The sequence below is a fragment of the Sphingobium sp. 22B genome (assembly GCF_001580035.1).
Taxonomy (GTDB): domain Bacteria; phylum Pseudomonadota; class Alphaproteobacteria; order Sphingomonadales; family Sphingomonadaceae; genus Sphingobium; species Sphingobium fuliginis.
The window spans coordinates 244254-264349 of the sequence record NZ_LTAB01000001.1 but is presented as its reverse complement, the minus strand read 5'-3'; the positions used below and the strand labels follow the sequence as shown (position 1 = coordinate 264349).

The 20096-nt window shown below is 63.5% G+C and carries 20 protein-coding genes and 1 pseudogene; 3 read left to right on the top strand and 18 right to left on the bottom strand.

What is annotated here, in order from left to right; all coding sequences use genetic code 11:
* Window positions 1-65: 65 nt before the first annotated feature.
* Together A0J57_RS01225 and A0J57_RS01220 are read right to left on the bottom strand one after the other, a co-directional pair.
* Window positions 66-2462 (bottom strand): TonB-dependent receptor, encoded by a 2397-nt coding sequence (locus A0J57_RS01225; RefSeq protein WP_044662296.1) that lies wholly within the window; start codon window positions 2460-2462, stop codon window positions 66-68.
* Between the two features lie 147 nt (window positions 2463-2609).
* On the bottom strand, window positions 2610-3488 hold the full coding sequence (locus A0J57_RS01220; RefSeq protein WP_044662295.1) for an AraC family transcriptional regulator: 879 nt from the start codon (window positions 3486-3488) through the stop codon (window positions 2610-2612).
* 234 nt (window positions 3489-3722) lie between these two features.
* Here A0J57_RS01220 and A0J57_RS01215 point away from each other — a divergent pair, with 234 nt between their 5' ends.
* Window positions 3723-5009, top strand: coding sequence for an MFS transporter (locus A0J57_RS01215; RefSeq protein ID WP_044663149.1), 1287 nt, complete (start codon window positions 3723-3725; stop codon window positions 5007-5009).
* 53 nt (window positions 5010-5062) lie between these two features.
* On the opposite strand, the gene A0J57_RS01210 is transcribed toward A0J57_RS01215, so the two are convergent.
* From A0J57_RS01210 to A0J57_RS01200, 4 genes and pseudogenes are all read right to left on the bottom strand, one after another.
* Window positions 5063-5455 (bottom strand): carboxymuconolactone decarboxylase family protein, encoded by a 393-nt coding sequence (locus A0J57_RS01210; protein ID WP_009823703.1) that lies wholly within the window; start codon window positions 5453-5455, stop codon window positions 5063-5065.
* Window positions 5452-5805: an NAD-binding protein gene (locus A0J57_RS27250; RefSeq protein ID WP_306812574.1), complete on the bottom strand. Its 354-nt coding sequence runs from the start codon at window positions 5803-5805 to the stop codon at window positions 5452-5454. The genes A0J57_RS01210 and A0J57_RS27250 overlap by 4 nt, the downstream gene beginning before the upstream one ends.
* Window positions 5806-5832: 27 nt before the next feature.
* Window positions 5833-6312, bottom strand: a pseudogene (locus tag A0J57_RS27245) (NAD(P)-binding domain-containing protein); the annotation flags it as partial.
* Between the two features lie 115 nt (window positions 6313-6427).
* A complete protein-coding gene (locus A0J57_RS01200) occupies window positions 6428-7756 on the bottom strand; it encodes an MFS transporter (RefSeq protein ID WP_044663148.1) in 1329 nt (442 codons plus the stop codon).
* Between the two features lie 145 nt (window positions 7757-7901).
* On the opposite strand from A0J57_RS01200, the gene A0J57_RS01195 reads away from it, so the two are divergent.
* Both A0J57_RS01195 and A0J57_RS01190 read left to right on the top strand, forming a co-directional pair.
* On the top strand, window positions 7902-8174 hold the full coding sequence (locus A0J57_RS01195) for a PRC-barrel domain-containing protein (protein WP_044662293.1): 273 nt from the start codon (window positions 7902-7904) through the stop codon (window positions 8172-8174).
* A gap of 70 nt (window positions 8175-8244) precedes the next feature.
* A complete protein-coding gene (locus A0J57_RS01190) occupies window positions 8245-8874 on the top strand; it encodes a TetR family transcriptional regulator (RefSeq protein ID WP_044662292.1) in 630 nt (209 codons plus the stop codon).
* A 15-nt stretch (window positions 8875-8889) separates the two neighbouring features.
* Here A0J57_RS01190 and A0J57_RS01185 read toward each other — a convergent pair whose 3' ends face one another.
* From A0J57_RS01185 to A0J57_RS01130, 12 genes are all read right to left on the bottom strand, one after another.
* Window positions 8890-9423 (bottom strand): VOC family protein, encoded by a 534-nt coding sequence (locus A0J57_RS01185; protein WP_044662291.1) that lies wholly within the window; start codon window positions 9421-9423, stop codon window positions 8890-8892.
* Window positions 9420-10688, bottom strand: a complete 1269-nt coding sequence (locus A0J57_RS01180; RefSeq protein ID WP_044662290.1) for a hypothetical protein — start codon at window positions 10686-10688, stop codon at window positions 9420-9422. The genes A0J57_RS01185 and A0J57_RS01180 overlap by 4 nt, the downstream gene beginning before the upstream one ends.
* Entirely contained in the window at window positions 10685-11461 is a 777-nt protein-coding gene (locus tag A0J57_RS01175; protein WP_044662289.1) for an SDR family NAD(P)-dependent oxidoreductase, read from the bottom strand. The genes A0J57_RS01180 and A0J57_RS01175 overlap by 4 nt, the downstream gene beginning before the upstream one ends.
* A 24-nt stretch (window positions 11462-11485) precedes the next feature.
* A complete protein-coding gene (locus A0J57_RS01170) occupies window positions 11486-12673 on the bottom strand; it encodes a sulfotransferase (protein WP_044662288.1) in 1188 nt (395 codons plus the stop codon).
* A gap of 124 nt (window positions 12674-12797) precedes the next feature.
* The gene (locus A0J57_RS01165; RefSeq protein WP_044662287.1) at window positions 12798-13928 is read right to left on the bottom strand and encodes a phosphotransferase family protein; all 1131 of its coding nucleotides are present in this window, start codon (window positions 13926-13928) and stop codon (window positions 12798-12800) included.
* A 2-nt stretch (window positions 13929-13930) separates the two neighbouring features.
* Window positions 13931-15013, bottom strand: coding sequence for a TIGR03857 family LLM class F420-dependent oxidoreductase (locus tag A0J57_RS01160; protein ID WP_044662286.1), 1083 nt, complete (start codon window positions 15011-15013; stop codon window positions 13931-13933).
* 60 nt (window positions 15014-15073) lie between these two features.
* Window positions 15074-15529 (bottom strand): nuclear transport factor 2 family protein, encoded by a 456-nt coding sequence (locus tag A0J57_RS01155; RefSeq protein ID WP_044662285.1) that lies wholly within the window; start codon window positions 15527-15529, stop codon window positions 15074-15076.
* A gap of 11 nt (window positions 15530-15540) precedes the next feature.
* Complete coding sequence (locus A0J57_RS01150; RefSeq protein ID WP_235600750.1) at window positions 15541-16854, bottom strand: DUF1214 domain-containing protein; 1314 nt, start codon at window positions 16852-16854, stop codon at window positions 15541-15543.
* Window positions 16841-17605 (bottom strand): tyrosine-protein phosphatase, encoded by a 765-nt coding sequence (locus A0J57_RS01145; protein ID WP_044662284.1) that lies wholly within the window; start codon window positions 17603-17605, stop codon window positions 16841-16843. The genes A0J57_RS01150 and A0J57_RS01145 overlap by 14 nt, the downstream gene beginning before the upstream one ends.
* Entirely contained in the window at window positions 17602-18123 is a 522-nt protein-coding gene (locus A0J57_RS01140; RefSeq protein WP_044662283.1) for a VOC family protein, read from the bottom strand. The genes A0J57_RS01145 and A0J57_RS01140 overlap by 4 nt, the downstream gene beginning before the upstream one ends.
* Window positions 18124-18186: 63 nt before the next feature.
* Window positions 18187-18978 carry an SDR family NAD(P)-dependent oxidoreductase gene (locus A0J57_RS01135; RefSeq protein WP_044662282.1) on the bottom strand — a complete coding sequence of 264 codons (792 nt, stop codon included), beginning with the start codon at window positions 18976-18978 and terminating at the stop codon, window positions 18187-18189.
* Window positions 18979-19099: 121 nt separating this feature from the next.
* Window positions 19100-19978 carry an AraC family transcriptional regulator gene (locus A0J57_RS01130; RefSeq protein WP_044662281.1) on the bottom strand — a complete coding sequence of 293 codons (879 nt, stop codon included), beginning with the start codon at window positions 19976-19978 and terminating at the stop codon, window positions 19100-19102.
* Between the last annotated feature and the right edge of the window lie 118 nt (window positions 19979-20096).

The following is a 20096-nucleotide window of genomic DNA, read 5'->3' as shown; positions in this document are numbered from 1 at the left end:
CCCCGGTGATGGCTGGCGAGAGAGAGCTGCATGGATTGCAGATTGTCCCGCCAGCCGCTTATCGATCAAAATTTAAACGTTGTTTCAACGCCATAGGTAGCCGGCTGGCCAACATAGGCGGCTGTGATTCCCAATGTCCGATAGAGATCGGGGAAGCGGCGCAGCAGATATTTCTTGTTCGTGATGTTACGGCCATAGACCGCCACTTCGACATTGGGATTTTCAAGCTGGAACGCGATACGCCCGTTGAAAATGCCATAGCCAGGTACGAAGCCGAGGCGGTTTTCCGTCTCGTAGGCCGCCTTTGTCGCCGCCGACGCCTGATCCGCCGCCCGGACCGCATCGAAATGCTGACCCCCGACATAGGAATAGGCGCCAGTGACGGCGAGCGTGCCGCCGCCGACAGGAATCTTCTGCGTGGCGCTGACGTTAAGCTGCTTCTTGGGCAATTGCAGCAGCGGCAAGCCGCTCAGATCGACGACGCAGCCGTTGGCGACCCCGGCGCTGTTGGTGCAGCCGCTGCCGGCCACCACCTGGATTTCGCTGAAGCTGCCCTTCGCATATTTGCCATCCTGCAGCGAGCCGTTGACGCTGAGCGTCATGCCTTCCCAGGGCACGGCGGTGATTTCATTTTCTATGCCCCAGATACGGACCTTGCCGTTGTTCTGGATATATTGGGTAACACCGATACCGGTCACGAAGCTGTTGACGATCGCCTGATTGTCATCCTTCCAGGTATGGAAGACCGCCGAGTTGAAGCGCAAGCGTCGGTCGAAGAGATCGACCTTCAGACCGGCCTCCACATCCTTCACCTTTTCAGGAGAGAAGGCAGGCAGGCCGCCTGCACGCAGGTTCCAGCCGCCAGCCTTGGCCGCGCCGCGGGTCGCGGCATAAAGGAAGAGATTGTCGCTCGCCTGCCAGTCAAGACCCAGGTTCCAGGCCGGATAGTTGAACTTGGCATTCTGCTCCTGATTGCAGGTGGTGGCTGTCACGGGGCTCGTTGGCGTGACGGTGCAGTTGATGCCGGTCGGCGTGCCCGCCACGGCGACGTTATAGGGCAGACCATATACCTGTGCATTGTGCAGCACGCTGTTGCGGGTGTCCCAAGTATAACGGAAGCCGCCGACCGCACGCAGCTTTGGGGTCAGTTCATAGTAGGCCTGCGCGAACAAACCGAAGGTCTTGTTGGTGACGTCGGCGTTGGAATCGCGGATGAGTCCGCCAAAAATCTGCGAGCGACTGAATTCATAGCCGCTTTCCTTGCCGGCATAAGCGCCCGTGATGAAGCTGAGGCTGTCGGTGATATTCCCGGAAAGCTGGAATTCCTGAGAAATATAATAGGATCCAGACCCTGCAAAGGTCGCCAGCAACGGGACGGCCGTACCGTCCGTATCATTCTGGCCATAGTTCATCGAATGGCGATAGCCCGTGATCGACTTGAAGTTCAGCCCGCCCAGTTCGACGTTGAGCGTACCGGAAAACCCATATACTTCCAGCGTATTGAATGGCTTCACACCGTAGAGAGCCTGCGCTTCCGGAGTCAGCGCACCGATCGTGGCCGGGGTCGATGTCCCGGTCGCGGTGTTGCCCCACCAATGATCCTTGGTCAGCAGACCGGCCGTGAGGCCCGGCTGAAAGGCGGCGGGGACGATCGCCGGATTGAAGGCCCAGAGCGCGATCTGCTGACCATGGTTGGACTGGCGGTTCCAGTCGCCCGAAAGCGTCAGGTCCCAGCCATTGCCTTCATATTTAAGCTTGCCGCGTAAGAATTTGCTGTTGTTGTCGGAAAAGTCGCGGTGGGTGGCGAGATTGTCGCCATAGCCGTCCCGCTCGTTGATCGCGCCGCTCAGGCGGATCGCGAGCCCCTCTGCGAGCGGCACATTGATATTGGCCTGCGCACCTAGCGTACTGTAATTGCCAAACTCCGCCTTGAAGGTGCCGCTGAGCTGGTCGTTTGGATCGTTGGTGACGATGTTGATCGCGCCGCCGGTCGTATTGCGGCCGAAGAGCGTACCCTGCGGCCCGCGCAGAACCTCCAGCCGCTGCACGTCCTGAATGTCGGTCATGCCCGTCGAGGGCCGTGGGATGTAGATCCCGTCAATATAAGTGGCGACCGCCGGATCGTTGGCGAGAATGGGCTGGAGATTGCCCTGACCGCGGATGGCGACGAAGACGATGCCGTCGCCGCCCGCGGAACCGCGGCCGATGACCAAGCCCGGCGCGGTGCGCTGAAGATCGACGACATTTTCCACCTTGGCCGTCGTCAAAGCTTCGGGGGTGAGCGCCGTGACAGCGATCGGTGTCGTCTGAAGACTTTCTTCAGTGCGGCGCGCAGTGACGACGATATCCTGAATACCTTCGCTCGCACCCGATTGCGGCTGCTGCGCATAAGCGGGCTGCGCCATGGCGGCGACGAGCGCACCCATGCCGATCGCACCCTGAGTGACGGCCTTCTTGCTCATATCTTCCTCCCCATCATTGTATCTTGCCTCGATTTGCACATATGAGCCCGTCTAGCTTGGAGCCGATCTGCTCCATAGTGGCCGGTCCACGGTTGACTGTGCGGCGATAGAATTTGGCCGCTCATCGACATTTTCCTGCTTGCCCGATCAGTGGACCTGCGCTGATGTTGACCGGAAAGCCTTGGGCGTTTGACCCGTCGCGGATCGGAAAGCGGCGGAAAAGGCCGACGTGCTGTTGAAGCCGCATCGCCAGCTGATTTCCTTGATGCGGGCGCCATCGCTGCGCAGCAGTTCCTTTGCCAGGGCGATCCGGCTGCGCGCGACAAATTCACCCAGGCTGACGCCGGTCCCTTCCTTGAAAACGCGGGCGACATGACGCACGCTCATGTTGCAGTCGCGCGCGATATCGGCGACGCCAAGAGGCGCGGAGAGATTTTCCAACACATAGTCGATAATGTTTTGGACCTGGCGTGGGCTACGCGAATGCTGGCTGCCCCGTTCGCGCGAACCCATGTGCCGGGCCAGTTCGACCGCAAGCCCCATGAGCATCGATTCGACGAGCGTCTGGCTGGCAAATCCGGGCGTCCGCAATTCCGCAGCCAGTCCCGCAAAGAGTCGGCGCATGGAGATATTTTGAATGTCTGCGCACGGCTCTACCTTGTTCAGCGGCTGCTCCCCGTCGAACAATTCCTCCAGAAATTCTTCCCCAAGCGCCACGCAGACGAGATGCCGCTCCTGAAGCGCCGGCTCGCCGAAATATTGGCGGTGCGGCGGCATGTAGAGGATGTCCCCCGACGCGGCGCGCCGGTCCGGGCGGCCCATGCTGACCATGCTGCGCCGCGGCTGACCGTCGAGCGAATAATCCAGATAATGTTTCTCTGGACTAAAGACGCCGCTGCTAGGCTGGACCCAATCGAAATGCCGCACATCCACATGCGCGTCGCGAACTCTCGCCGCCGCTTCGATGTAGAAATTCTGGACGCCAGCTCTACCCTGACCGGTCCAATCGCTCTCCGGACGAAACATCTCTACCTCTGCCAGGTTCTATTCTCTCGATGCCCCGAATAGGCGCACCAATGCGCTTTTACTTCTATCTTCGGATAGGTGGTCAAGGCTCCATGCGCGGGCACATCCCTGCCTGTGCTCGATCGAGGCGCGGCATGGGAACAGGGGCGACAGGTTTCGCCATGCACCCGGTTCGATATTCAAAAACAGGAGGCGCTCAATGTCCATCGCACCGCTCTTGCAGCCGGGGACGTCATGAGAGCGCTGTCGGACAAACCAGCGGCCATCGGCCATTATCCCTGGTATGTGCTAGGTATATTGACGCTGGCGCAGACCTGCCATGGCATTGATCGCGCCATCATCGGGCTGGTGCTGGCGCCGGTCGGGCATGAATTTGCACTCTCGGATGGGCAATTGGGAATATTGGCCGGATTTGCCTATGGCATATTCTTTGCCCTTGCAGCCCTCCCCTTCGGCATAGCCGTAGATAGCTGGAACCGACGCAACCTGATGGCGGCCGCGTTGACGCTGTGGAGCGGTGCGACCGCCCTGTGTAGCCTGGCGACAGGGTTCTGGACATTGCTCATAGGCCGCGCCGCCGTAGGGACCGCCGAAGCGGGCGGATCACCGACCGGCATGTCGCTGCTGAGCGATTATTTCGGCGAAGACCGGCGCGCGACCGCCATCGGTATCTGGTATCTGAGTTCGGGAATCGGCCTCGCCATCGCGTTCATCGTAGGCGGCGCGATCGTGCAGAGCGCCGGATGGCGCTGGGCGTTCGTGGCCGCCGGCGTGCCGGGACTGGTGCTGGCGCCGCTGCTGCTGCTCACGGTAAGGGAACCCGTGCGCGGCGCACATGACGGGCCGGCCCCGCAGCAGGAAGAAACGCTGAGACTGGGGCAACGCATCCGCCTGCTCGCCGCGCAGCCCGGACTGCTGTATTGCATCTTCGCCATCGTCCTGATCGCGGCGGGCATTTACGGCATGAGCACATGGCTCACCACTTTCCTGATCCGGGTCCACGGCATGCCCATTGCGAAGGCGGGCATCCTCATCGCCATCGCCTATGGCGGCCTCGGTTCGCTGGGCGGATTCCTCGCGGGCTGGGTGATCGACCTCGTCAATCGGCGGCGGGGTGGCTTTGATCCGGCAAGGACATCCCTGTTCGGCGCGGTGATACCCTTGCTGACGGCTGTGACCGGGGTCGGTACGGTCCTGTTCCACGACGTCGATCTGATGCTGGCGCTGCTGATGGCTTGCGGCTTCCTCAGTGCGTCCTATAATGGCCCAATTTACGCCGTCATCGTGACAATCGCCGGACCGCGCCTGCGGGGCCTTGCGGTATCGCTGGTGCAGCTGGGCGCGAACCTGATCGGCGTAGGCGCGGGCACTTATCTGATCGGTGCGGTCAGCGACTTTGTCGGAGGCACGGCCGGTGTCGCTTGGGGGATCGGCACTGCAATGCTGTTCACATTCGCTGGGGGCATATTGCTGCTGCTGGCCTCGCGCGCGATCCGGCGTCGGGGTAGCGGCGAAGCATAAGAAAAGGGCGGCCCGGTCTTTCGACCAGACCGCCCTTCATTATGCGCACCCTGTCATTTCGCGGCGTTGCGTTCCTTGCGTCGGGCCTTGGCTGCTTCGATCCCCCGAAACACGGTAGTCGTATTGCCCGCCCCGGCATAGAACAGCACGAACAGCGGCAGGAAATCCAGCTCCTCATCAGTGAATTCCTCATTGATGAGGGCGCCGTTCATCTGGATTTCGACCAGATCTGCGCGGCCCAGCATAGCCGTGGCGCCCAGCACCAGCAGGCGCTTCTCCCGCATCGAGAAGATGTCGCTCGCCCACAGATTGGCGAACTGATTACCGACGATTTCTTGGTTGAAGGATGATTCCCGATACGGGAGGGTCATTTCCGACGATCCCGGTCCGTAGACCTTGTCGAAGACTTCCAGCCCCTTCTGCCACTGCGCTTCGTCGATGCTCATGCCTTTTCTCCCATTACATTTTCCAAGCCCACGACCGTCTGATCGGTTCGGCGCGTCAATTCGACCAAGGGCAGCGCGATGCCGTAGCTGCGCGCCAGATCGATGGCGGCGTCCAGATCCTTGACCATCAGGCTGCGGGTATATTCGCGCACCGCCGCTTCCTGCTCGCTGGACGACGGATCGTCGCGCACCGCCAGCATCAACGGGCCGCCCACGCTGTCCGAACTGGCGTCGATCACATGCGCAAGCTGGCGGACATCCACCCCGGCATTGCGGCACAATACCGACGCTTCATAGCCGGCGCGCAGGCAGCCGAAGACGATGACGTTGCGGGCGATCTTCGCGGCCATGCCCGCGCCTGGGCCACCCATATGCGCCACCAGCTTGGCAAAGCCGTCCAGAACCGGACGCACCTTTGCGATTGTTTCATCCGTACCGCCGACGAGGCAAACGAGGCCATGCTCGCGGGATTTGGGGCCACCCGTCACGCCGCAATCGACCAGTTCCACGCCCGCCGCGTCGGTCAGGACGCGAATGGCGTCCAGATCCTCGATCGAGACGGTCGCGACCAGCACCACGATCATGCCCGGCCGCGCGCGCGCAAGCACGCCGTCGGGGCCTGACAGCACATCGATCGTCTGTTTTGCGTTGACGACGGCGATGATGACGACGTCGGACTGCGCGGCCAGCTCCGCCGGGCTAGCGACGACGGGCGGCACGCCCTCCAGCGCGTCAGCAGCATCGGCGCGAATGTCATAGACCGCAGCCAATTGCTGTGTCCGCGCGAGGCATATGGCGACGCCCGCGCCGATCTGCCCCAGGCCGATAACCCCTGCTCTTCCCATCCTCATCTTCCTTTCTGCCGCTTGCTCGCGGTCCTGTCATAGCCAGGCCGCAAGGATGGCATGGCCGGGGCCGCGGCGTCATCCCATCCGGCGCTTCGTGGCCGAACGTCGACAGCTTTCCCGTCCTTCACGATGCATTTGCCTCCAGCGGCAGATTTTTCGCAGCCAGGCTATAATGGATAACCGCGATCAGGAGCACAGATGCCGACAATTGCATACTCAGTTGCAGGCCGCTTGCCGATGCCGAGAGACAAGCGGCTGGCAGCGATGCCTTGCCCGAGACGAGGCAGTCTGCGGCATAATTGCCCTTATAGAGAAAGACAGCGAGGCGATCGCTGAGATAGCCCAGCACAACCGATCCCAACCCCAGCCCGGCGACGGTCTGGCCGAAGGAGTGAAGCGCGGCGGCGGACGCCCGCATACGGGGTTCAACCAGTGACTGCGTGATGGTCATGATCGCGGGCGTGAACGCATAGAGCAAGGTCGTCGCGACGAAGAGAAAGGCGACCAGCCACCACCAGTCGGATTGATGGATCGCCAGCAGATAGAATGGCAGAGCCAGCCCCACCGCGATCGCGGGCGCCCAGCCGCCCCAGCGTATATCCCGCCGGATCAGCCGGCCGATCAGATAACCGCCGCTGACTTGTCCCACCATCGTCGCGAGACTGAACGACAGCGCGAACACCAGACCCGCCTGCGCCAGCGGGAGATCGAAGCGGCGAACCAACAAGGGAATGAGGAACAGGTTGGTGCCGAACCCCACCAGCCCGACGAAGCCGCTGCCAAAGGTCAGGTGCAGGAAGGAAGGCGAACGGGCGAGCCGCCGAAGCACCATGGCGAAGGGGGGCGTATCCGCACTCTGCCCGGCATCCTTCCGTTCAGGTTCGGGAATGGTCGCAAGCAGTAGCAGCGCCAGCAACAGGCCGGGCGCGCCAACCGCCACGAGCGCAAGCCGCCAACCAAATGCCTGCGCCACCGCGCCGCCCGCAATCGCAGCGATGGCGCCGCCCAGGGGCACCCCCATCGCAATCAGCGAAAAGACCACCGCCCGGCGCCCGGCATCGAACCGATCGGAAATCATCGAAACGAGCGCCGGTGTGAAGCCGGCTTCGCCGACGCCGACGCCCATGCGGCAGAGCAGGAGCTGGACATAGCTTGCCGCCGCACCGGACAACGCCGTCATCAGCGACCAGAGCATCGTCACCATGGCAATGATCCGCACCCGGCTGTAGCGTTCGGCGAGTCGCGCCAGCGGGATACCCAGCACGGCATAGAAGATCGAGAAGGCGAGCCCACCGAGCATACCGAGTTGGAGATCGCTCAGGCGCAGGTCGTGACGAATCGCCTCGCCAACTACGGCGATGATCGTGCGATCGATGAAATTGAACATGTAGATCGCGCCCAGCAGCAGCAGGAACCATTTGTCGTGGAGCCGAAACCCGCCTGCGCCCTTCATTGCCTCTCCCCCCACCATCCGGCAGCTTTCATTTTCCATATGGGACAGATAGAACAGATTCTTTTCGATGTGTATCGATTTTCCCTTGAAACCATCTTGGGACTGCGCCAACAGATCGTCATCTTCGACAAAGGAATCTCAGCATATGAAGACGATCATCATCGCGCTCGCCGCTCTGGGCCTGACCGCACCTGCTTTTGCCCAGGCGCCTGCGGTGGATCGCAACGAGACGATCTACTCCGCAGACGGCACCAAGATCGGCAAGGTCGATCGCGTGCTGACGGCTGCCGACGGCGCCGTATCTGCCATTCGCGTTATCTATCGCGGCAAGTTCATCGCCATCCCCGCCGCCACGCTGAGCGCGGGTGAGAAGGGCGTGACGACCAGCCTGTCGAATGCCGAACTGAAGAAGCTGTAATCTCTTGCTCCACGGTCTTGCGGCACCGTGGGGCATGGACCAGTGCCGTTCCTGCGCTTAAAGCAGACGCATGAGGGCAGACCAGCAACCGCTTGCACGGATTTCGCGGCGCGGCCGACCGCCGCAATGCGAAGGGCCTGCGCTTGACCGCGCGAGGCTGGTCGCAACGTTGCTGGACATGGCCCGGTCGGGCGGGATCGACGCGCTCAATATCCGCCCGGTCGCACAGCGTCTGGGCGTGTCGCCACGCCTGCTCTACCACCATGTCCGCGACAAAGAGGCGATGCTCGCCCTGCTGACCGACGAGATATTGCGCGGCCGGATGCCCGATTTGTCGGCGCCCGACTGGGAAAGCCGCCTGCGCAGCATCGCCCGCGCGGTCCATATGGCCTACAGGGATTTTCCCGGGTCCGCCGCCTTTATCCTGTCGCGCAGCGCCAATCGGCTGGAGTTGCCCAATGCCTTGGCGATCCGGCGCGCCATCTTCACCGCGTTGGAAGAGGCCGGGCTGTCGCGCCGACAAAGCGAAGAGGTGCTCGTGATCTTCTCGGTCATCGTGCTGGGCAATGTCGTCGTGGCGGAAAGCCTGGACGACAATGACGACCGGCTGGCGATGCAGCGCAATGTCGTGGAAGCCGCCCTCACCCGCGCGACCGACATGCTGCTGACCGCGATCCGTGCCATCGCGGAAGCGGCCTGAGCTCCAGCCTCGGATTCAGCCGAGCTCGGCGATGGACCGGATGGGGCGGTCGATCCCGTCCCATGTGCAATGGGCGGCGTGCATCCGGTGGAGCGACGCCTCCATCGCGGGCGAAATCTCCATGAGTTCGACATAGCCGCCATTGCCTGCGCGGGTATCGAACAGCGCGAAACGTTCGCCCGACGGCATCTGGCCGCTGAAGGCCATGGCATAGCCTTCGCTGGACAGCCGCTCCACGCCGTCATCATAGGGGATGCGCAGCATGACATGATGATAGCCCTCGCCATGACGGTCGAGCATTTCGGTGAAGACCGAAGGCCCGTCATTGGTCTGCTGGAGCAGTTCGATCAGCAGTCCGCCGGAAAAGCCGAACGCGACCTTCAGCGCCACCTGCGTCGGCGCGCCGCGATAGATCTGGCCCGGCAGCACGGGCACGTCGAAGACGAAAAACGGCCCCGCGCCCATGACCCGTGTCCAGTGATCCAAGGCGCGCTCCATGTCGCGGACCACCTGACACAATTCCAGTATAGAGCCCTTGGGCTGCATCATGCATCTCCCCAGGTCGCGGCGTGGGTCCGCAGGTCATGCTGACGCGCGCGGTCGCGCAACTGCTGCCCCCGCGCGGCTAGATCGACGCGGGGAACCCTCGCGTCCACCTCGCGGTCGATGGCCGCCAGATCGACGACGCGCACGTCGCGGATGAAGCAGGCAGGATCGGCGCCGTCGGGTACGCCCTGCCAGCGCAGCAGCACCCAGCCTTCTTCGAGGCCTGCCGTATCGATCCAGTTGGCGATGCCCGGATCGACGCCCGCCACCACATAGCTGATCATGCCATCGGCCGCTGGCGTGACCTGAGCGCTGTTGAGGCTGACCAGGCGCAGCATCGGATCGGGGGAGATGGTCCACGGATCGGCAATCTGGATGCCGGTATAATAGCTGCCCGCCGGATCGATCGTCACCAGCAACCCCTGCCCTTCTCCAAGGGCGAAACGCCCGCCAGCCAGATAGCCCCAGCCCCCGTCGCGGCCATTGGGTCCGATGAGCCGGTTGGGTTCGGGATGACCGAGAAAATCATTCTTGAACCCCGACCAGAAGGCGACCCAGGCTGGCAGGTCGGCGACGACGGTCCGGGCGATCTCCTCCTCGTCGCGCGGGCGGTGGCCGGATGGCGGATCGACGCGACGGACGCTGACCTGTGCCGGCACCTGCCGCCAGTCGCGCTGACTGTCGCGGATATAGACCTGAATCCGCGCGCCCGGCTCGGTCCGTAAATGGGTCGCGCCGCCCTCCTGCGGGCCGACCGTCACAGTCACCTGCCCGTCGGCATCGCAGAACGGCAGAAGTTGCTGAAGCGTCAGCGCTCCCAGATTGCGGCCAAGTCCCGCATGATGCGCCGGCTCCACCTCGGCAACGATGCTGAACTGCGGTGGATCGGCGGAAAAGCGGATGTCGACAGCATAGTGCCCATCGCCATCGATCGGAATTTCGCGGTTGAAATTGTCGGGATTGTCTATCGCCACCGCCGCGCCCGGATAGATGTGGCCGAACCAGCGCCGCGGGGCGTTGCTGATATTCCAGACGACCCTGGGATCGGCGGGATCGCCATTGGCTTCGCGCATGGCCAGTCCCAGCACCCACTGATCCAGCGCCCGATCCAGCCCCAGCCGTCCATCGAGCGTGCCCGCGAGCGAGTCGGCGAGCAGCATGAGGCGCGCTTCTTCGCGTGCGGCACGGATGTCGGCCCGTTCGAGGAGGCGCAGCGCCAGCTTTTCCGCCGCTGCCTGATCGTCGGTCCAGAGAGGGTTGACGGTCATGAAATCGTCCCCACCCGGCCGCCTTCGGTGAAGATGGTGCTGCCGGTCGTATAGCTGGAGCCGTCTCCCGCCAGCAATACCGCCGCGCCGACCGCTTCGTCCGCTGCACCGAAGCGCTTGATCGCGTTGCGCTCGGCAAGACCCAGCCCCTTGTGGATGGCGGCCTCCTGCCCGTCCGGGCTCATCGATCCGACGCACAGGCAGTTGATCCTGGTGTGTGGCGCCTGCGTCTTGGCCAGCTCGCGCACCAGGAAAAGCAGCGCCGCCTTCGACACGCCATAGGCGACGGCGGGCGGAATCGGCGTGAAGCCGCCGCAGCTCTGGACCGAAATGATGCTGCCCTTGCCATGCGCCTTCATATCGGCCTCTGTCAGTTCGGTCAGACGCCAGGTCGCCATGACGTTGACGTCCATCGCCGTCTTCCAGACGTCGTCCGTGTTCGCCCAGAGCCCGCCGTCTGCGGCATAGACCACGCCCGCCGCCGCATTGTTGAACACGATATGGATGGGACCGAAGGCGGCGCGCGCGCCCGCCACCAGCCGTTCAAGATCGGCCTTCTCGCCCGCGTCGGCGGCGATGGCGATCGCCCGGCCGCCGTCGGCCGCGTTAATCTCTGCCGCGATACGGTCGAGCCGATCCTGCGAGCGGGCGGAGAGGACCACATTGGCGCCCAATTCAGCATAGGCCTTGGCGATATGTTCGCCCACGCCCGGCCCTACCCCGGTCAGGATGGCGGTGCGCCCATCGAGGCGGAAACGGTCGAGAACACTCATGCTGGATACTCCAGAAGATCGGGGTCAGGCGCGGTCGAACAGATGGCCGTAGCGCGTATAATAGCCGGCGAGCCGCTCGTGCACCTCGTCCGGATCGATGCCGAACTGGCCGGGGCTGTGCCTGTGCTTGCCGAGGCGGCTGGCGGCGGGGTTATCGGCCAGAAAAGCGGCGATGCGCGCGCGATGCGTCTCGGTGAAGGGCAGGCCGAAGCGGTCGTAGATGCGTCCGATTGTCGCCATCGGATCGGCGACGATATCCCGATGGGCGAGGTCGATAATGCGGCCCTCGATCGCGGAATCGCTTGCGCGCGCTTGCGTCGCCCGCGCCATCGCCGCGCACCAGGTGTCGACCACCGACCGGCCGATCGCCTGAAGATCATTGGCGCCGCCCACAGCCGCCAGGAAGCCGGCGATCATGCTCGATAGCGACGAGAGGGTCAGCACCGGATCGCGATGCGTCCACACCAGCATCGCGCCCGGATAGGCCTCCACCAGACCCGGCAGGTCCATGAGATGCTGCGGCGATTTCAGCGTCCAGCGGCCCCTGGGGCCTTTCCACTGGAAATGCTGGAGCATCCGCTTGTGGGTGCGATATTGCCCTTCCGGCACAATGTCCTGCAGCCATCGGGCGAAGGCAGGAACCCCCAGTTCGGCCGGGAAATTTGTGCTGGCGAAATGCAGCATCATGCCATGATTGCACTCGCCCGGCTGGGTGCAGTCCATCCGCTGGATGTCAGCCAGTTGCGGCGCATGTTTCAACCAGTTTTCATAGACGGCCTGCACCTGCGCGATGCGCGGATCGCTGTCGAAACTGGATATTTCCGGGGCCGGCCAGGGGATATACCATTCCCATTCGCGCGGCGCCCGGGCCGCCGGATCGAGGCAAAGCAGATCGTAGGTAATCGTTGTTCCGGTGCGCGGCAGGCCGCAGACGATCAGCGGGTCGCCCACATCCTGCGCGACGATGTCCGGATGCAGCCGTTCGTCTTCGGCGAAGCGCAGCCGGGTCGCGAGCAGGCCGACGATTTTGTGATGCGCGGTCTCGCGCAACTGGGCGGGCGGGTCCATCGCCTCGACTGCATCGACCAGACGGCGAAAGCCGGTCATGAAGGACATATCCGGCCCGAAGTCCGACAGTCCGGTCACGGCGCGCGCTTCCGCGATCAGTGCATCGGCGGAAAGCGGCGCGCGCTCTGCGACAGCGCTTTTCATGAATGCCCTTCGACCGGCCGCTGCCGCATGACTCACCTCTCCATTTTATTATTCCACACTGTATATTTATTGATTGAGGCATCGGTCAAGCGGGCAATTCGCTTTTACACGCAGCGGCCCGGTTTTAGGCCGTCTTGTCTTCCACCGGCGTCAGATTCTTCATGAAGGCTACGAAATCCGGTCCGAGTTCGGGGATAGGCAGCCCCAGCTTTTCAGCCAGATACAGGGTCATGAAATTGTCGTTGAGCGATTTGTTGGTCCCGGGGATATTGCCGATGCCGACCTGCCGGTCGAAGGCGCCCACGGCGACCAGCGCCATACGGAGCGCCGCAACGATGTCATAATAATCGAGATGCCCGGCCTTCTGGCCGCTTGCCGCTTCCCAGATGGCGATCGTCTCGTCCTTGGTCGGCAGGCCTTCCAGCCGGGTGATGCCGAAGCGACGGCCGAACAGATCGTCGAAATAGAGCCACCAGGCGAGGTCAAGCTCGGCAGGTCCCAGCGCCGCGAGTTCCCAGTCGATCAGCGCGTTGACCTGACCATCGGCGGAAAACATCACGTTCGATGGTGTGGGATCGCCCCACAGCACATTCACCCCCGCATCGGCCGGCATGTTGGCGCGCACATAGGCCATGGCTGCATCCACGATGGGCATGGCGCGGCCCCGGCCGGCCGCCTTGTGCCACGCTTCGAGGGCACCGACATATTGATCAAGCCCTGGCTGCCCATTTTCAGGCTGGGCGAGAAATTCAAAGCCATCGCGCCAGTCGATCTTCGCCAGGCTGGCAAAGGCGTTGATGGCGTTCGTGAAGCTTTGCCGTCGCTGCGCGGGGCTCATCTCGACCAGCCAGCCCTCCAGATTATAGTTGGGCTTCTGCTTGGCGCATTCCCCATCGACCTTACCCATCACGAGGAAAGGCAGGCCGAGAATATCCGGATCGAGATGCATGCCGATCCAGGGCGGCACGGGCAGGTCGCCGCGCGCATCGAGCGCCGCCATCATCTTGCCCTGCAGCGCCAGGCTGCTGCCGAACACCACTTCCAGATCCATCGGCTGACGGCGGACCACGAGCGTCTGGCTCTGGGGACCAGCTGGATCGACATAGTCGACGTCGACGAAGAAGATGTCGGCCGAAAAGCCAGCGCCCAGCGTCACATCGAGCGGGCGAACGCGGATGTCGCGCCATTCGGGCTTTTCGCCCGCCAGCCAGTCCTGCAGCTGGACGGTGATTCGATCGGGGGTCAGCAATTCCATGATTACAGCCCCTTCGCTGCCAGGGCGCGCTTCAGTTCGATGGTGAGCGGCCCCATATCCTTGGGCGACGAACCATGGAGCAGAATTTCATCGGCGCCGGCGTCCAGATAGGCCATTAACTGGTCGGCGCACTGGGCTGCGGTCCCCACCGCGGCGCCTTCATCCAGCCATTGCTGCGGAATGAGGCGGCTCACATCGACCAGTTCCTGCCGTGTATAGGCCTGATCCGCCGGCTTGCCGTTGAGGCCGGCGATTTTGGGATGGGCGCGGATATCCTCCAGCACCTTCTTGTCCCATCCATTGATGTCGACGATCAGGTCGCCAAAGCCGGGCAGTTCGAAATAAGTGATGGCGCGGCCGCCGACGACGGCCTCCTCCTCCTCCTTGGGCAGGTCCGGGGCGACGATGATATTGTGATAGATGCGCACGGACATGGGATCACGGCCGGCCTTTTCGGCCGCGTCGCGGACAATCTTCGCGCTGTTCTTCACCCCCTGCGCCGACACGAAGGGATGCAGCAGCACGCCGTCGCAATGTTCGCCGGCAAATTCCAGGCTCTTGGGACCGATCGCGGTAAAGATGATCGGCGGCGGCGTGCCGCCATGACGATCGGTGAGGCTGATGGCGGGGAATTTGCCCAGCACGCCCTCATAATTGATCTTCTCGCCCGCCCAGAGACGCCGACAGATCGAGATCAGATCGGCCAGCCGTTCCATGGTGATCGGCGGCGAACCGAGCATTTTCATATAGGCCGGCACGGCCCGCGCGAACATCAGGCGGAACCGATCCCCGCTCATCGCCTGCATCATGTCGGCAACGCTGGCGGTGACGAGCGGATGGCGCATCGTCGCATACATGGTGCCGGTGATGCGAATCTTCGACGTGGCCTCGGCCACCGCGCCCGCCAGCACCGCCGGCTCCTTGAGCGCATAGCGTTCGGAAATCCACACGCAACCAAGGCCGATGCGCTCCGCTTCCTTCGCTTCGTCGATGCCGCGACGCGGATCGTTCACGCGGCCGGGCAGGATATAGGTGCCGAACTTATCGAAAAGTGCCCGTGCGCCCGGTTCCACCGCTTCCGTCATTCCCTTGTCCTCTCAAATATATGCCACTGCATTGCCGTTGGGAGGAGCATTGGCAACCTGTCAAACGGCAGGTCCGGGATGCACCTCGACATAGAGGCGGGTGAGCTTGAGCGCCGCGATTTTCCACTGTCCGTCCCGACGCACATAGCGTTCGGTATAATGGCCGAAACCGGTGATCGACTGGCCGCCGGGGATAGGGCATTTGCCCGGCGCCCAGACCACCCGGTCCTGCATCGCCGTGATCATGTCCGCCTCATCGCCGCGCAGGTCGATCTCCGACGAGTGGATCTGATGCGCCGACCGCGCATCGATGACCGCAGAGCGCACCTGCTCCAATATGGCGGCATGTCCGCTCATCGGCGGGTTGCCGGTATCCTCCTCGACATCCAGCACCGCATCGGGCGTGAACAGGGAGAGAAAGCCGTCCCAGTCCTTCGTGTCGAGAAAGCGGCAATAGCGCGCCTTCACGTTGCGGATCGCCTCATAGTCGAGCAGCCTGGCCAGATCGTCGCTCATTTAATCCTCCATCACCAGATGATACGCGTGTGCGCGCGGAGCGTACGTTCGCGGATCGCTTGCGCGCGCGCATCCGGTGTCACCAGCACGGTGTCAGCGGGTAGATGGCTGCGCACGTCGGCCAGCTTGACCTTCTTCGTCGTCGGCGTGGGCCGCTCGTCGGTGTTGAACCAGCGCCCCTGCACCGCGCCGCTGGCATAGCCCGACGTGTCGAGCCAGTTGTGGACGCCCGGGTCGCGCGCGGAAATGACGGCGCGGAAATAGCCGTCGCCGTCGAGCACGGCCTGCGCCGCGTTGAGACTGGACTGGTTATGATACCAGTCGGTCGTCTCATAAAGTTCGTTGGTCAGGATCAGCGACCAGTAGTCGACTTCCTTCGGGATCTGCACCTCGGTAATCAGCGCCTCGTCATCAGCCAGCTCGTAGGCGCCCTCATAATAGGACTGCCGGGCAAGACCGGTCATCTGCGAGAAGTCGACGACTTTCAGCATATTGATCAGCCCTTCGTCGCGCAACTTCTGCACCTTGTCGGGAAAGGCCAGAGCGCAGACGGTCGCCGTGGCCGGAATCTCGGCGAAACGGTGCGCCAGTTGCGCCAGCGTGGGGCGCCCCTTGGCGGCGCGATCGGCGTCCAAACGCACGATGCCGAAGCGCGGCTCGCGCTCGACGCCCCAGTCGCAGGCGACGATCCGCACCATCAGCTTCTCGGTCGCGGGTTTCAGTTCCCACCAGTCGCCCTCATAGCCGGTAGGCCGGGTCGGCGAGAGGATGACATCGAAGGTTCCGTCGGCACCGATATGCAGGTCGTTGAAATCATTTGCATCCTGCGCGGGATGATGCTGCCCGGTGCGCAGCGTGTCCGGGCCGAGCTGCGCCAGGATCATCATCCGCGTCGTGCCGCGATCCCCCCGGATGCGATAGGTCCCGCCCTTTTCGATCAACGCCGCCTTGTAGATGGTGTCCGCATTGGGCTGAAAGATATTCTGGCAGATATTGAGTTCGGGCACGAAGATCGGGTGACTGCGATCATGCATGATCGCGTCATTGGTCGTGCGCAGCACGCCCGACAGCAACAGCCGCATCGATTCCTGCATGACGCGGGGATCGCTGCGCAGCCTTTCCGGGATACGATCGCGCATCAACTGGCCCAGTGGACGAAGCTGGTCGAGCAGATCTTCCCATTCGAAAATGCCGTTGTCGCTCATCTCATTCTCCACCATAGTCTTCCGGTTGACGACGGAGGCACCGGCGATCCCGCCCGGCAGCAGAAGCCCGGCGAGGACGGTCGGCACGCCCGCGCAGATTTCCCGCCTAGTCTGTGGCAAGCAATTGCCTCAGCGCAGTACGCCGCTCCGCGTCGACGCCTGCCGCCTCGAAATACCCTTCAATCCCGCCCCATCGCGTCGCGACCATATCGAGCGCGCTCAGAAGGAAATCATCCTGTACGCCGATCAGGATGGCCACCATGTCGTCGGGCGGCACGAAGCCGAAGGTCTTTTGCAGATCGCGCTTGAGATGACCCGACACGCGCAGATTCTGGCCGAATATATCGGATTTGCGATAATCCTCCATGATCACGGGACGCGGCACGGCGAGCAGGTCGAGGAACAGGGCGACGACGACGCCGGTTCGATCCTTGCCGGCGGTACAATGGACCAGCATCGGCGTGTCCTGCGCCAGCAGCGCATCGACCATCCGCGACAGATGCGGCAGAAAGGCCTGCGGCATGAGACCGTAATTATGCGACATAACCTCGATGGCGCGCGCGGCGGTCGGCTCGCGACCGAGCGACAGCCACATGTCCTCCCCCTGCGCGCGCAGGTCGGTGTTCATGTCGAGGTCGAGAATCCGGCAGTCCGGGCCGCACCAGCCATGCGGCGCCGCGTCCCTTTCGATCGTCGATCGGAGGTCCGCCACCGAGCGGAAGCCCAGCTCCGACAGCTCCGCATGATGATCCTCGAAGAAACTCGCCGGCCCTTCGGAGCGGAACAGGATGCCGGACCGGACCTGCCCTCCACCCGCGGTCGGCAGGCCGCCTATGTCGCGGAAATTGAGGCGGGACAGGGCGATGGTCATGCAGTCAGTCCTTCAACGGGCGGATAGGTAGGGATGACGGCACGCATCTGCGCCAAAAGGTCGGGCGCCATCCAGACATGCTCGACATAATGGCCCAGCGTCGCGCGCTCGTCGGTGTAGATATAGCGCAGCGCGTCGCCCAGCGCGCCTTCGAACACGACCGGGTGCCGCATGAGGTCGAGCGAAGCGACATGGGCGTCCCAATGGGCAAGCGGTCCGTCGATCCGGGTCGCGACATGATGAAAGCGAATGGCCAGATCGTCGCCCTCGGGCAGAAAATCGCTGAACAAGGGGGCCGTGTCGCCCACCGGCTCGATCAGTTCGACCTCGACGCCGCCGACCACCGCCAGCGCGATCTTGAGCACCGGCTTGCCGGTCGGATCTTCGCCGGGCTGGATGTTCGATAATTCGAAGAAGCCGGGCGTGCCATAAGCGTCCTTGAGCGCGGCCATCGCCGCGTCGAGATCGTTGGTGACATAGGCGACCTGGCAATGCTGGCTGTTGGGCCGGGCGAACATGCATATCTCCTGCTAATATCGACAGTCAGGCCGTAAAAGCCCGGCGCGGCACCTGCCGTTTGGTCAGTTGGCGGACATCTTGCCGCCGTCCACGACCAGCGTGTCGCCGGTGTGGTAGGCCGCCATATCGCTCGCGAGATAGACGACCGCGCCTTCCAGATCGGACGGCTTGCCCGCCCGCCCGAGCGGGGCCTTCGCTGCGACCACGTCTGCGATCATCCTGCCGACCTCCGGATCGGCAAATGTCATTTCGGTTTCGATGAAACCCGGCGCGATGACGTTGCAGCGCACGCCGATCGGACCGAGTTCGGCCGCCAGCGCCTTGCCAAGGGCGTTGAGCGCGCCCTTGGCGATGCCGTAATGCGCCATGGTCGGCACGCCCTGGAAGATCGAGCCGCTGCCGCAGATGATCAGCGAACCGCCCGGGTCGCCGGCTTCCGCGCGCGCCTTCATGTGCCGCGCACCCTCCCGCAGGGTGAAGACGGCGCCATCGAGATTGACGTCGATCAGCTTGCGATAGGTGGCGACGTCCATGTCGGTGAACGGCACCCGGCTGGCGACGCCGGCATTGGCGACCACCGTGTCGACCCGGCCCATGGCATCGAGCGCGCGGGCGAAGCCGGCGACGATCGCGGGCTCGCTGGACACATCGACGACATCGGCGAAGACCCGCACCCCATGCGCGCGCAATGCGGCCGCCGCCTCTTCATTCTTGTCGGCGCGCCGTCCCCAGAGGACGACGTCGCTGCCGGCACGGGCAAGACCGCGGGCAAAGCCGAAACCCAGCCCCGAATTGGCGCCCGTGATCAGCGCCACCTTGCCGCTCAGATCGAACAGATTTTCCGGCACGTCCATTCTCCCGATGGCCGCTCGAACGGCGGCGGCGCTTTGGCGCAACATTGCTGGCGACCGGGCCGATGAACAAGCGGCCCCAGTTTCGCGATCGTGCCAATGCCATCGCGAAACGGCCCTGGCTTCAATGCATCACGCCCTCTCGGAATTGCCGCGGCGTCAGTCCGGTCGCCTTGCGGAAGGCCGCCGAAAAGGCGGCCGCGCTGTCGAAGCCGCAATCCCAGGCGATGACCTTGATCGCCGGACCGGCCTGACGCAGCAACTGCTTCGCCCGGCCGATCTTGCGGTCGGCGACGTAGCGGGTGAGCGTCTGTCCCGTGGCGATCTTGAACTGGCGGAAGAAATGGCGGGTGGAAAGGCCGCATTCGGCCGCCAGTTCGGCGACGGACGGGGGTTTCCCCGGCTGTTCGACGCGATCCTCGATGCGTTGAAGCTGGGTTCGGGACATGCCGCCTCCTCCCGTTCCGCCATCGCGCGCCGAACCACGCAGATAGCGCTGCAATTCGATCGCAGCCTGAAGCCATATCGCCTGCGTTAGCATCTCGCTGCAAAAGCCGGGTTGCGCAATCTCGCCGGCGATACGCCGCAGCGCCTCGCGCACAGTCGGACTGCGCACGTCGAGCGAAGCCTGCAATGCGTCGCTCGACAGGTCCGGCCCGTCATGATCGAAGCCCATCCCGTCGAAGCCGCAGCATATGGATGTCTGCTCACCCTCGCCCCACTCGGTATGCAGTTCGCTTCGCGCCGGAACGAACAGCACGTCGCCCAGGGCGCTGGCCCTGCCCTGTTCCATCCCGCCATAACCGCCGCAAGGACGACCCGGGCGAGGGGATAGCGCAAGATCGAGAAAGCTGCGCGGCGACGAAAAGACCCCGCCCTGCTGGCCGCGGAAGCGATAATGATGCAATTCCATCACCACGCCGGGCAGCGCGATCCGACCCCGGACCGTGCATTCCATGGCCGGCGTGACGGGCAGATCATAGACGTGGGAAACAGCGTGCATCCAACCTCTCCGAACAGTTTCGCCTGCCGCGACGCCATCGCTGCCTAGCATGGCGCTTTTGCGGAGTATTTGGCGCGGCGGCGATGGCTGCGCACCTTGCGGAAGAAAGGGTCCGCGC

What these genes read in the sequence shown, in the direction of transcription:
- A0J57_RS01225 (WP_044662296.1), bottom strand. Translation starts at nt 2,462, where the DNA reads ATGAGCAAGAAGGCCGTCACTCAGGGTGCGATCGGCATGGGTGCGCTC.
- A0J57_RS01220 (WP_044662295.1), bottom strand. Translation starts at nt 3,488, where the DNA reads ATGTTTCGTCCGGAGAGCGATTGGACCGGTCAGGGTAGAGCTGGCGTC.
- A0J57_RS01215 (WP_044663149.1), top strand. Translation starts at nt 3,723, where the DNA reads ATGAGAGCGCTGTCGGACAAACCAGCGGCCATCGGCCATTATCCCTGG.
- A0J57_RS01210 (WP_009823703.1), bottom strand. Translation starts at nt 5,455, where the DNA reads ATGAGCATCGACGAAGCGCAGTGGCAGAAGGGGCTGGAAGTCTTCGAC.
- A0J57_RS27250 (WP_306812574.1), bottom strand. Translation starts at nt 5,805, where the DNA reads ATGGCCGCGAAGATCGCCCGCAACGTCATCGTCTTCGGCTGCCTGCGC.
- A0J57_RS01200 (WP_044663148.1), bottom strand. Translation starts at nt 7,756, where the DNA reads ATGAAGGGCGCAGGCGGGTTTCGGCTCCACGACAAATGGTTCCTGCTG.
- A0J57_RS01195 (WP_044662293.1), top strand. Translation starts at nt 7,902, where the DNA reads ATGAAGACGATCATCATCGCGCTCGCCGCTCTGGGCCTGACCGCACCT.
- A0J57_RS01190 (WP_044662292.1), top strand. Translation starts at nt 8,245, where the DNA reads ATGAGGGCAGACCAGCAACCGCTTGCACGGATTTCGCGGCGCGGCCGA.
- A0J57_RS01185 (WP_044662291.1), bottom strand. Translation starts at nt 9,423, where the DNA reads ATGATGCAGCCCAAGGGCTCTATACTGGAATTGTGTCAGGTGGTCCGC.
- A0J57_RS01180 (WP_044662290.1), bottom strand. Translation starts at nt 10,688, where the DNA reads ATGACCGTCAACCCTCTCTGGACCGACGATCAGGCAGCGGCGGAAAAG.
- A0J57_RS01175 (WP_044662289.1), bottom strand. Translation starts at nt 11,461, where the DNA reads ATGAGTGTTCTCGACCGTTTCCGCCTCGATGGGCGCACCGCCATCCTG.
- A0J57_RS01170 (WP_044662288.1), bottom strand. Translation starts at nt 12,673, where the DNA reads ATGAAAAGCGCTGTCGCAGAGCGCGCGCCGCTTTCCGCCGATGCACTG.
- A0J57_RS01165 (WP_044662287.1), bottom strand. Translation starts at nt 13,928, where the DNA reads ATGGAATTGCTGACCCCCGATCGAATCACCGTCCAGCTGCAGGACTGG.
- A0J57_RS01160 (WP_044662286.1), bottom strand. Translation starts at nt 15,013, where the DNA reads ATGACGGAAGCGGTGGAACCGGGCGCACGGGCACTTTTCGATAAGTTC.
- A0J57_RS01155 (WP_044662285.1), bottom strand. Translation starts at nt 15,529, where the DNA reads ATGAGCGACGATCTGGCCAGGCTGCTCGACTATGAGGCGATCCGCAAC.
- A0J57_RS01145 (WP_044662284.1), bottom strand. Translation starts at nt 17,605, where the DNA reads ATGACCATCGCCCTGTCCCGCCTCAATTTCCGCGACATAGGCGGCCTG.
- A0J57_RS01140 (WP_044662283.1), bottom strand. Translation starts at nt 18,123, where the DNA reads ATGTTCGCCCGGCCCAACAGCCAGCATTGCCAGGTCGCCTATGTCACC.
- A0J57_RS01135 (WP_044662282.1), bottom strand. Translation starts at nt 18,978, where the DNA reads ATGGACGTGCCGGAAAATCTGTTCGATCTGAGCGGCAAGGTGGCGCTG.
- A0J57_RS01130 (WP_044662281.1), bottom strand. Translation starts at nt 19,978, where the DNA reads ATGCACGCTGTTTCCCACGTCTATGATCTGCCCGTCACGCCGGCCATG.